This is a genomic window from Variovorax sp. 01T439_2 (genome assembly GCF_056398445.1).
This window is the reverse complement of the sequence record NZ_JBFTPJ010000069.1, coordinates 1-11,421: the sequence shown is the minus strand read 5'-3', so window position 1 is coordinate 11,421 and position 11,421 is coordinate 1. Positions and strand designations below refer to the sequence as shown.

Sequence of the window (11,421 nt, the reverse complement as noted above, 5' to 3'; positions counted from 1 at the left end):
GTCCAGCAGCAGGTAGACCTTCTTCTTTTGCCGCACCAGTTCGGCCAGCAGTTTCTCGAGCGAAGCCAGCGAGCGGCCGAGGCCTTCGCCGCCGTTGTTCACGAGGTAGGCCGCATCGCCTTCTCGGAAGTAGAACGGCAGCGGGAAGTTGCCCGTGAAATAGCAGTTCCAGCAGCCGCCCACCACCACCGTGTCGATCCGCGGATCGAGCGCCAGCGCCAGCATCTCGCCGCGCGCCTTTTCGCAGCCCGGGTTGCCTTCGGCGACCATGCCGGGCACCGGCGGGCAGGCGCCATAGGTCGAGAAGTAGGTGGTCGCCATGCGCTCGGGCGCGCTGCCCGCGAGCGCCAGGGCGCGGGGTGCGTACTGCAGGATGTGGCTGTCGCCGATCATCAGGACCGTGCGCGGCCCGCTGCCCACGCGCTTGACCGGGTAGGCGCCGATCTTCTGCTGCTCGAAGCCGGCGTAGTAGTTGTCGTCCACGGTGGCGTCGGTCACCTTGCGCAGCAGGTCGCTGCCGTTGCGCGGCGGCATGCCGCCCAGCGCCAGCAGGCCGGCCACCGCGATCGCCGTGCTGCCGGCCACCAGCGAACGCAGCATGCCGGCCTGGGCTCGCGCCCGGGTGAAGCGCTCGACGAAGCGATAGGTGAGCCAGGCCAGCGCCACGCTCGCCAGCACCAGGCATGCGCGGATCCACGCCGCCGGCTCGCCCTCTTCCACGATGCGCGCATACACCAGCAAGGGCCAGTGCCACAGGTAGAGCGGATAGCTGATGAGCCCGATCCACACCATCGGCCGGCTCGCGAGCACATGCCTGTTGAGCAGGCCCGCAGGCCCGGCCGCAATACAGCTTGCCGCGCCCAGCGTGGGCAGCAGCGCCCACCAGCCTGGAAAGGCCTTGTCGCTGCGGGTCATCACGAGCCCGAGCACGATCAGCCCCACGCCCAGGCAGGACTGCAGGTGGCTGCGCCAGGCCGGCGCCGGCGCCTTGCCCGCGGCCTTGAGGCGCATGCAGGCCAGGATGCCGCCCACCATCAGCTCCCAGAAGCGCGAAGCGGGCGAGTAGAAGGCCGCCGTGCGGTAAGGGTGGATGGTCAGCACGTTGACCAGGAACGACACCGCCGCGAGCACCCACAGCAGCCGAAGAATGGGCCAGCGCCGGCGCCAGGCCAGCGCGAGCAGCATGGGCCAGAAGATGTAGAACTGCTCCTCGATGCCCAGCGACCACAGGTGCAGCAGCGGCTTGGTCTCGGCCGCCGTGTCGAAGTACCCGGCCTCGCCCCAGAAGACGAAATTGGCGATGAAGGCCGCGCCGCCCGCTGCCTGCTTGCCGAGTTCGGTGAACTCCCTGGGCAGCAGCGCATACCAGCCGAAGGCGAGCGTGGCCAGCAGCACCAGCGTGAGCGCCGGAAAGATCCGCCGGATGCGCCGCGCATAGAAGTCGCGGTAGCTGAAGTCGCCGGCCGCGTGGCTCTGCATGATGATGGTCGTGATCAGGAAGCCCGAGATCACGAAGAAGATGTCGACCCCGATGAAGCCCCCCGGCAGCGCATCGGGAAACGCATGGAAGGCCAGCACCGAGGCCACCGCCACGGCGCGCAGGCCGTCGATGTCGGGGCGGTACTTGGGGTGCATCATCTGGTGCTCCAGGCCCGCGGCGCCGGCTGCGCGCGCCCGCCCGCCCGCGCGGCCCCGTCCATCAGGCCAGCGTCGAGACCGCCAGCGCCGCCGAGGCCGGCAGGCCGCGCTCCTGGGTCAGCCATTCGAGCACCGGCAAGGCGCCCGGCAGCACCGGCGCCACGTCCAGCGGCAGCTGCTGCCAGCGCATGGCCTGGCCTTCGCGCATTTCGAACTCGCCGCTCCAGGCCGTGACCTTGCACCAGTGCAGCCGCACCAACGCGTGCGGATAGTCGTGMTCGGTGATCTTCCAGACCTCGGCGCCCGCGATGGTGATGCCGAGTTCTTCTTCCAGTTCGCGGCGCAGCGCCTGCTCCACCGTTTCGCCGGCCTCGATCTTGCCGCCCGGAAATTCCCAGAAGCCCGCATAGGCCTTGCCTTCGGGCCGGGTGGACAGCAGCAGCGCGCCGTCGGCCGGCCGGATCAGCACGCCGACGGCCACCTCGGTGTGCTTGCGGCCTTGCTCTGCACTCATGCCGTCGCCCGCCCGGCGTAGTCGCGCGCGAACTGGTAGGCCACGCGGCCGCTGCGCGATCCGCGCTCCAGCGCCCAGACCAGCGCCTCGGGCCGCGCCGCCTCGATGGCGGCGGCGTCGACGCCGAACGACGACAGCCACTGCGCGACGATCGCCAGGTATTCGTTCTGGCTGAACGGATAGAAGCTGACCCAGAGGCCGAAGCGCTCCGACAGCGAGATCTTTTCCTCGATCACCTCGCCGGGATGGACTTCGCCGTCCTCGGTGTGGGTGTAGCTGAGGTTGTCCTTCATGTACTCGGGCAGCAGGTGGCGCCGGTTGCTGGTCGCGTAGATCAGCACGTTGGGCGTGGCCGCGGCGATCGAGCCGTCGAGAATGGACTTGAGCGCCTTGTAGCCCGGCTCGCCCTCGTCGAAGCTCAGGTCGTCGCTGAACACGATGAATTTCTCGGGCCGCTGCGACACCACCTCGACGATGTCGGGCAGGTCGGTGAGTTCGGCCTTGTCGACCTCGATCAAGCGCAGCCCCTGCGGCGCATAGGCCTGCAGGCAGGCGCGGATGAGCGACGACTTGCCCGTGCCGCGCGCGCCGGTCAGCAGCACGTTGTTGGCCGGCTTGCCTTCGACGAACTGGCGCGTGTTGCGCTCGATCTTTTCCTTCTGGACGTCGATTTCCTTCAGGCTGTCGAGCGCCATGGCGGCCACGTGCCTGACGGGCTCGAGCACGCCATGGCCCGAGCTGCGGCGGCGGTAGCGCCAGGCGATCGACGCGTTCCAGTCGGCGGGGGCCGCGAGCGGCTGCGGCAGGATCGACTCGATGCGGCCGATCAGCTGCTCGGCGCGCTCGATCAGCTTCTGGAACTGCTCGTTCATGACCTGTAGTCGGCGTTGATCGTGACGTACTCGTGGCTGAAGTCGCAGGTCCACACGGTTTCGCTGGCGTTGCCGCGGCCCAGGCCGATGCGCACCGTGATCTCGCTCTGCTTCATCACGCGCTGGCCGTCTTCCTCGCGGTAGGCCGGGTTGCGCCCGCCCTTGACGGCCACGTGCACGTCGTCCAGGAACAGGTCGATGCCGGTCTGGTCGAGGTCCTCAATGCCCGCGTAGCCGACGGCCGCGAGGATACGGCCGAGGTTCGGGTCGCTCGCATAGAAGGCCGTCTTGACCAGCGGCGAATGCGCCACGGCATAGGCCACCTGCTTGCACTCGGCGGCATTGCGGCCGCCTTCGACCTGGATGGTGATGAACTTGGTGGCACCCTCGCCGTCGCGCACGATGGCCTGCGCAAGCAGGCGCGCGACGTTCTGCATGGCCTCGACCAGGGCCTTGCCTTCGGCCGAATCGAGCGAGGTGATGGCGGCGTGCGCGGCCTTCTGGGTGGCAATGACCACGAAGGAATCGTTGGTCGAGGTGTCGCCGTCGATGGTCACGCGGTTGAACGAGGCGTCGGCCAGGCGCCGGGCCAGCGGCTGGATCAGCGAGGGATCGATCTTCGCGTCGGTCGCCATGAAGCCCAGCATGGTCGCCATGTTCGGGCGGATCATGCCGGCGCCCTTGCTGATGCCGGTGATGGTGACGGTGGCGCCGCCGACCTGGACCCGCTGGCTGAACGCCTTGGGGATCGTGTCGGTGGTCATGATGCCTTCGGCGGCACGCGCCCAGTGGTTCTCCGCCGCGTCGGCCAGCGCGGCGGGCAGGCCGGCCTCGATGCGGTCCACCGGCAGCGGCTCCATGATCACGCCGGTGGAGAACGGCAGGATCTGCTCGGGCGCGATCTCCAGCTGGCGCGCGAGCGCGATGCAGGTGGAGCGCGTGCGCATCAGGCCGTCTTCGCCGGTGCCGGCGTTGGCGTTGCCGGTGTTGATGACCATCGCGCGGATGCCGTAGTTGGCTGCCAGGTGGTCGCGGCAGACCTGCACCGGCGCTGCGCAGAAGCGGTTCTGGGTGAACACCCCGCCGACCGCGGAGCCTTCGTCGATCAGCACGACGGTCAGGTCCTTGCGGTTGGCCTTGCGCACACCCGCTTCGGCCACGCCGATGCGGACGCCGGGCACCGCGAACAAGGCGGCAGGATCAGGGGCGGACAGGTTCACGGGCATGGCGGTTTTCTCTTCTCTGGAGTTTCTGGGTCAGCTGAGCTTGCCGTGGCAGTGCTTGTACTTCTTGCCGCTGCCACAGGGGCATGGATCGTTGCGGCCGACGCGCGCGAAGGCCGCGGCCTCGGCGCCGAGCGTGCCCAGCCCCAGTCCCGCGGCCGCGATGCGGCGCTGGTTTTCCTCGTCCAGGCGCACCTCGACCTCGCCGGTCTCGGTGGGCGCGCTGTAGGTGATGTTCGAGACGTTCTCGCCGCGGCTCTCGAGCGCATCGGCGGCTTCCTCGAGCTGCTCGCCCGACTGCACGCGCACCGTCATGAGCTGGCGCGTGACTTCGTTCTTGACCGAGTCGAGCAGCTGGCCGAAGAGCTCGAAGGCCTCGCGCTTGTATTCCTGCTTGGGCTGCTTCTGCGCATAGCCGCGCAGGTGGATGCCCTGGCGCAGGTAGTCGAGCGAGGCCAGGTGCTCGCGCCAGTGCGTGTCGATGCTCTGCAGCAGCACCATGCGCTCGAACTGGGTGAAGTTCTCCTGGCCGATCAGCGCCACCTTGGCATCGAAGCTGTCATTGGCGGCCTTCACCACCATGTCGACGATGTCCTCGTCGCTCACGGCCTCGGCCGCCTCGACCTGCTGCTTCAGGGGCATGTCGATGCCCCATTCGTTGGCGAGCGTCTTTTCCAGGCCCTGCAGGTCCCACTGCTCCTCGACCGACTCGGCCGGCACGTACTGGCGCACGAGGTCGGTGAAGCAGCCTTCGCGCAGCGCCGCGATCTGTGCCGAGAGATCGGCCGCGTCGAGGATGTCGTTGCGCTGCTGGTAGATCACCTTGCGCTGRTCGTTCRWGACGTCGTCGTACTYSAGSAKSTKCTTGCGGATGTCGAAGTTGCGCGCCTCGACCTTGCSCTGCGCGCTCTCGATGCTGCGCGTGACGATGCCCGCTTCGATGGCCTCGCCGTCGGGCATCTTGAGGCGGTCCATGATCGCCTTGACGCGGTCGCCCGCGAAGATGCGCATCAGCGGATCGTCCAGGCTCAGGTAGAAGCGCGASGARCCCGGGTCRCCCTGGCGGCCSGMACGSCCRCGCAGCTGGTTGTCGATSCGGCGCGACTCATGGCGCTCGGTCGCGATGATGCGCAGGCCGCCCAGCGACTTGACGAACTCGTGGTCCCGGGTCCATTCGTCGCGCACGTGCGCGATGTCGGCTGCCTTGGTGGCTTCGTCGCGGCCTTCGTCGTTCTCGATGGCCTCGATCATCTTCTCGATGTTGCCGCCCAGCACGATGTCGGTACCGCGGCCGGCCATGTTGGTCGCGATGGTGATCATCTTGGTGCGGCCGGCCTGCGCCACGATGTCGGCTTCGCGCGCATGCTGCTTGGCGTTGAGCACCTGGTGCGGCAGGCCCGCCTGGGTGAGCAGGCCGTCGATGATTTCGGAGTTCTCGATCGACGAGGTGCCCACCAGCACGGGCTGGCCGCGCTCGTAGCATTCGCGGATGTCCTGGATGGCCGCCTCGTACTTCTCGCGCGTGGTCTTGTAGACGCGGTCGAGCTGGTCGTCGCGCTTGCTGAGGCGGTTCGGCGGAATGATGACGGTTTCGAGGCCGTAGATTTCCTGGAACTCGTAGGCTTCGGTGTCGGCCGTGCCGGTCATGCCGGCCAGCTTGCCGTACAGGCGGAAGTAGTTCTGGAAGGTGATGGAGGCCAGCGTCTGGTTCTCGGCCTGGATCTGCACGCCTTCCTTGGCTTCCACGGCCTGGTGCAGGCCGTCGCTCCAGCGGCGGCCCGTCATGAGGCGGCCGGTGAATTCGTCGACGATGACGACTTCACCCTGCTGCACCACGTAGTGCTGGTCGCGGTGGTACAGGTGCCGTGCACGCAGCGCGGCATTCAGGTGGTGCATCAGCGTGATGTTGGCCGGGTCGTAGAGCGACGCGCCCTCGGGCAGCAGCTTGAATTCGCCCAGCAGCTGCTCGGCCTTCTCGTGGCCGTCTTCGGTGAGGAACACCTGGTGGGTCTTTTCGTCGACCGTGAAGTCGCCCGGCACCGTGACGCCCTCGCCCGTGCGCGGATCGGCCTCGCCTTCCTGCTTGGTCAGGAGCGGCACCACCTTGTTGATGGCCAGGTAGAGGTCGGTGTGGTCTTCGGCCTGGCCGCTGATGATCAGCGGCGTGCGGGCCTCGTCGATCAGGATGGAGTCCACCTCGTCGACGATGGCGTAGTTCAGCATGCGCTGCACCCGGTCGCCGGGCTCGTACACCATGTTGTCGCGCAGGTAGTCGAAACCGTACTCGTTGTTGGTGCCGTAGGTGATGTCGCTGCCGTAGGCCTGCTGCTTTTCCTCGCGCGGCATCTGCGGCAGGTTGATGCCGACCGTGAGGCCCAGGAAGTTGTACAGACGGCCCATCCACTGGGCGTCGCGGTTGGCCAGGTAGTCGTTCACCGTGACCACGTGCACGCCCTTGCCGGACAGCGCATTCAGGTACACCGGCAGCGTGGCCGTGAGGGTCTTGCCCTCGCCCGTGCGCATTTCGGCGATCTTGCCGTTGTGAAGGGCCATGCCGCCGAGCAGCTGCACGTCGAAGTGGCGCATCTTCATGACGCGCTTGGAGCCTTCGCGCACGGTGGCGAATGCTTCGGGCAGCAGGTCGTCGAGGGTTTCGCCCTTGGCGATGCGGTCCTTGAACTCCTGGGTCTTGGCGCGCAGCCCATCGTCGCTGAGCTTCTCGAATTCGGGTTCGAGTGCATTGATGCGCTCCACCGTCTTGCGATACTGCTTGAGGAGCCGGTCGTTGCGACTGCCGAAAATCTGGGTCAGGAAGTTGGTTGCCATTGGCGTGGAGATGGGCGTGCACCTGACCAGGCAGGCACTGCGACCGGATTCCCTAAGATATGGTGAAAGCAGTTGGGCGCATCTTCTTTGAATGCAAGCTCCGAAGAAGGCAAGCGGCTCCAGACCGGATCTGCCGGCGCAAGCGTCGGCAAACCGGGCATTTTAGCTGCCCTTGTTCCACCCTCCGGATTACCCATGAATCGCCGCTCCGTCCCCCCCTTCACGCTGCAGCAGGCCGCCGAAGGTTCGCCCACCCTGGCGAGCCTGATTGCCCGTGCGCGCGACGCGAGCGAGCGGCTGCGCGCGGTCGAGGGGCTGATTCCGCCGGCCATGCGCCCGGCCGTGCAGGCCGGCCCGGCCGAGGGCGACGTGTGGTGCCTGCTGGTCAACGGCAGCGCGGCGGCCGCCAAGCTGCGCCAGCTGTCGCCGATGCTGGTCACGCGGCTGCGCAGCAAGGGCTGGGACGTGAACACGATCCGGATCAAGGTGCAGTCCGGACGCTGAGCAAGAAAAGCCGTCCCCTCGAACGGCCGGGCGGCCCCGCCTATTGCGGCTGCAGCCCGATGCCGTGCGCCACCTTCTGCCAGCGCTCGGCCTCCGAACGCATGAAGGCCCGCAGCTCGCCCGTGGTGGACCCCTTCAGCTGCACGCCGAGCACCGCCATGCGCTCCTTCACCGAGGCATGGTCCAGCGCCGCGATCGCCTCGCGCCGCAGCCGCTCGATCAGCTCCAGCGGCGTGGTGGCCGGCGCCACCAGCGCCCACCACTGGTCGATCTCCATGCCCTTGAGCCCGCTCTCCGCCAGCGCGGGCACTTCCTTGAGCCCCGGGATGTTCACGCGCTGCGCGCTCGTCACCAGCAGCGGGCGGATCCGGTTGGCGCCCAGCAGGCTGGAGCCGCTGGCCAGCGTGGCGAAGTGCCCGGCCACCGTGCCCGCCGCCACGTCGGTGAGCGCCGGCGCCGAGCCGCGATAGGGAACCATGTTGAACCTGATCCCGGTGCGGCTCGCCAGCAGTTCGGCCGCCAGGTGGCTCACCGTGCCGGCGCCGCTGTGCGCGATGGCCGGCGGCATCGGCCGCGCGGCCGCGGTCTTGACGAAGGTCTTGAAATCGCGGCTGTCGTTGTCCATGCCCGCGAAGAACACGAGCGGCGAGGTGCCGATCATCGTCACCGGCGTGAAGTCGCGCAGCAGGTCGTAGGGCAGCCGCGCCGTCACCGCGGGCGCAATGGCGTGCGGCAGCTCGACGATGGCCAGCGTGTAGCCGTCGGGCGCGGCCTTGGCCGCCGCCTCGGTGCCGATCTGGCCGGCGGCGCCGGGCCGGTTGTCCACGATCACCGAGCTGCCGATCGTCTGGCTCATGCGCTGCGCCATGGCGCGGGCAATGGCGTCGGTGCTGCCGCCGGCGGCCCAGGGCACGATCAGCTTGATGGGCTTGTCGGGAAAGGCCGCCCAGGCGCGCTGCGCGGTGGCGGCAAACAGGGCGGCGGCCGAACCGGCAGCCAGGAAGGCGCGGCGTTGCATTGCGTGCATGGTTTCGATTCCTTCTGTGGTGCTTCGGAGGTTCAGGCGGCCCGGTCGGGCCAGCTCGGGTCGCGCGAGGCGTTGGCGGTGAGCATCAGCACCACGTGGGCGTCGGCGGCAATCGCGTTGCCCTCGCGCAGCTGGCGCAGCGCGTCGAGCCCGGCCGCCGCGCACAGTTCGGCGCTCACGCCGGCCGCCGTGAGCTTTTGCCGGGCCGCGCGGGCCTGCTCGTCGCCCACCACCACCGCGCCGCCGCCCGAGGCGACGGCCGCCTGCCACTGCAGGAAGGTCACGGTGGAGCCGGCGGTGGAAAACTGCGCGGTGTGGCCGGGATATGCGCCGTCGAGCGCGCCGCCGGCCAGCACGCGCGAGAGGCGCGCAAAAGGCTCCACCAGCCAGAGCCGCGGCAGCCGCGAAATGCGCCCGGCGGCCAGCAGGTCTCGAAAGCCCGCGTAGATGCCCCAGGCCAGGTCGCCGCGCGCCGTGGGAATCACGAGGTGGTCGGGCAGGCCGCCCTCGGCCAGGCACTCCAGGGCGATGGGCTTGTAGCCCTCGATCGCGAGCGGTGCGCTGCCCAGGGCGGGCAGGCGGTAATTGGTCAGCGCGAAGTAGCCCGGATGCTGCGAGCGCTCGCGCACGAAGGCCCAGCGGCCGGCGTTGTCGGCAAAGGCGTGGCGCCGCGCGCCCAGCGCATCGAGCTGCCGCGCGTAGGCGGCGGGCAGGCCCTCGTAAGTGGCCACTTCGCAGCCCAGCCCCGCGGCCCATGCATAGTGCGCCGCCGAGACCGCGGCATTGCCCGACGAGGCCAGCACCAGCGTGTGGGCGCCGAAGTCCAGCGCCTGGGCCACGCCCACCGCGGCCATGCGGTCCTTGTGGGAGCCCGTGGGGTTGCACGATTCGTCCTTGAGCGCGAGCCGCGCCACGCCGAATTCGTGCGCCAATTCCGGCATGTCGAGCAGCGGCGTGCCGCCCTCGCCCAGCGTGAAGCCCGGCGCGTAGGGCATCGGCACGGGGCTGTCGCCGCCCGGCAGGTAGCTCGCGTGCAGYCCGACGTGGACGCCCATGCCGCGGCAGGCCGGACAGCCGTCGTTCGCCAGCGTGAGCGGATAGGGGGCATCGCAGCGCAGGCACCGAAAACCCTGCAGGCGGGGGTTTTTCACCGGGCGCGGCGGACGGGTCCGCGCGGCGCCTGGCGGATCGGCGGGCGGCTCGGAAGCCGAGGCGAGCTTGAAGTGGATGACGGGTGCAGGCATGTTCAGCGGGATCTTGGCTGGGGAAGTCGTGCCGAAATCTTAGGCATCTGCAAATAAAATCCTCTAGCTTGAAATACTCAAGCGATAAGGAAGCTTATCGATGCGCTTCACCGAAATAGAGACGTTCCGGGCCCTGATGCGCGCCGGCTCCACCCGCAAGGCCGCGGCGCTGCTGCATGTGACGCAGCCCGCCATCAGCCAGTCGCTCAAGCGGCTCGAAGCGCAGGCCGGCATGCTGCTGTTCCAGCGCACCGGCGGGCGGCTGGTGCCCACGCCCGAGGCGCAGGCGCTGTGGAGCGAGGTGGAACGCGTCTTCATCGGCATGGAGGCGATCGAGCACCGCATGCGCAGCCTGCGCGACTTCGGCACCAACCAGCTCGAGCTCAGCTGCTATCCGGCCTTTGGCCTGGGCTTCATGCCGCGCGCACTGGAACGCCTGAAGGCGCAGCGCGGCGACAACCCCTGGCCGCAGGTGTCGCTGCAGGTGCTCAGCTCCAAGGACGTGCGCGACCGCGTGGCCAAGGGCGTCTCCGACTTCGGCCTGATGGCCGATGAACTGCCGCTCGAAGGCATCGATCACTCGACCTTCGCGCGTTTTCCCGGCGTGGTCGTGATGCCGCAAGGCCATGCGCTGGTGCGCTTCAAGCGCGTCGAGCCCGAACAGCTCGCGCAGGTGCCCTTCCTGGCACTGAACCCCGAGGACCCTTCGCACCGCGGGCTCGAAACCGCACTGGCCGAGCGCGGCGCGTCGCTCCGGGTGATGGTGCAGACGCCCTACGCGGCCAGCGTGTGCGAGATGGCCGTGCGCGGCCTGGGCGTGGGGCTGGTCAACCCGATCACCGCGCTCGACTACGCGGAGCGCGGCCTCGTGGTACGCCGGCTCTCGGTCGACGTGTTCTTTTCGTGCGTGCTGGCGCTGCCCGCGGGCAAGGTGCTGTCCACCACCGCGCGCGACTTTCTTTCGCTCATGCGCCGGCAGCTGGCGGAGGACGAGAAGCGCATCCAGCGCTACCTGCGCTGAAGCCGCGCGCCGCCTCTTTTCTCCCTGCTACTTCAAGCCGAACTCGTGGTTCAGCCCCACGACGAAGCCGCGCACGCCGCCGGGCCCCGTCCTGGAGGCGCTCACATCCACGCTGACCAGCGGCGTGAGGCTGAAGCGCCCGCCGACGCGCGAAGTCCACACACCCGATGCACGGCTGCGCTCGGCGATCAGCGAAACCTTGTCATCGAGCGCCCACTCCGCCGCCAGCCCGCCGCGTGGCGTGCGGGCGCCGGTGCCGGTGGCCCAGTCGGCGCCGAGGTTGGCATGGACCTGCAGGCTGTCCGCCGGCCGCCATGTGACCGGCAGCACCAACTGCCCGCCGGCACGGCCGCCGCGCCTGAGATCGAACACGGCGCCGAGCGACAGCGCCGCGCTCAGCGGCGCATCGGCAGCGGGTCCGTGGAAATTCCATTTGAGCTGCGGGCCCGCAATGACCGAGCGCACGCCCTGCGCCGACAGCCGGTCGGCGCTGAGCCCGAGCTCGACCGGCCCGACGCGGCAGGACGGGCCGATGTGCAGCCCGTTCATCGG

General features: G+C 68.9%; 10 protein-coding genes. 2 read left to right on the top strand and 8 right to left on the bottom strand.

The genetic code is table 11. The features are described from left to right. The 5 genes from AC1DOC_RS05505 to secA form a co-directional block, all read right to left on the bottom strand. On the bottom strand, positions 1-1,638 hold a 1,638-nt coding region (locus AC1DOC_RS05505), incomplete at its 3' end, for an acyltransferase family protein (RefSeq protein ID WP_478129503.1). 61 nt (positions 1,639-1,699) lie between these two features. Then, complete coding sequence (locus AC1DOC_RS05500; RefSeq protein ID WP_478129502.1) at positions 1,700-2,152, bottom strand: NUDIX domain-containing protein; 453 nt, start codon at positions 2,150-2,152, stop codon at positions 1,700-1,702. Further along, positions 2,149-3,024, bottom strand: a complete 876-nt coding sequence (locus AC1DOC_RS05495) for an ATP-binding protein (protein ID WP_015867004.1) — start codon at positions 3,022-3,024, stop codon at positions 2,149-2,151. Before AC1DOC_RS05495 ends, AC1DOC_RS05500 begins: the two co-directional genes overlap by 4 nt. After that, positions 3,021-4,250, bottom strand: a complete 1,230-nt coding sequence (gene argJ, locus AC1DOC_RS05490; protein ID WP_478080293.1) for a bifunctional glutamate N-acetyltransferase/amino-acid acetyltransferase ArgJ — start codon at positions 4,248-4,250, stop codon at positions 3,021-3,023. The genes AC1DOC_RS05495 and argJ overlap by 4 nt, the downstream gene beginning before the upstream one ends. A 30-nt stretch (positions 4,251-4,280) precedes the next feature. Next, complete coding sequence (gene secA, locus AC1DOC_RS05485; protein ID WP_478129501.1) at positions 4,281-7,073, bottom strand: preprotein translocase subunit SecA; 2,793 nt, start codon at positions 7,071-7,073, stop codon at positions 4,281-4,283. Between the two features lie 195 nt (positions 7,074-7,268). On the opposite strand from secA, the gene AC1DOC_RS05480 reads away from it, so the two are divergent. Continuing rightward, complete coding sequence (locus tag AC1DOC_RS05480) at positions 7,269-7,577, top strand: DciA family protein (RefSeq protein WP_015867007.1); 309 nt, start codon at positions 7,269-7,271, stop codon at positions 7,575-7,577. Positions 7,578-7,617: 40 nt separating this feature from the next. Here the strand turns inward: AC1DOC_RS05480 and AC1DOC_RS05475 are convergent, their stop codons facing one another. Next, the gene (locus AC1DOC_RS05475) at positions 7,618-8,604 is read right to left on the bottom strand and encodes a tripartite tricarboxylate transporter substrate-binding protein (RefSeq protein WP_015867008.1); all 987 of its coding nucleotides are present in this window, start codon (positions 8,602-8,604) and stop codon (positions 7,618-7,620) included. A 32-nt stretch (positions 8,605-8,636) separates the two neighbouring features. Beyond that, positions 8,637-9,848, bottom strand: a complete 1,212-nt coding sequence (locus AC1DOC_RS05470; protein WP_478080296.1) for a threonine synthase — start codon at positions 9,846-9,848, stop codon at positions 8,637-8,639. A gap of 100 nt (positions 9,849-9,948) precedes the next feature. On the opposite strand from AC1DOC_RS05470, the gene AC1DOC_RS05465 reads away from it, so the two are divergent. Next, entirely contained in the window at positions 9,949-10,869 is a 921-nt protein-coding gene (locus tag AC1DOC_RS05465; RefSeq protein WP_478080297.1) for a LysR substrate-binding domain-containing protein, read from the top strand. A 27-nt stretch (positions 10,870-10,896) separates the two neighbouring features. Here AC1DOC_RS05465 and AC1DOC_RS05460 read toward each other — a convergent pair. Continuing rightward, positions 10,897-11,421: hypothetical protein (locus AC1DOC_RS05460; RefSeq protein ID WP_478129500.1), on the bottom strand; the 525-nt coding region annotated here is incomplete at its 5' end.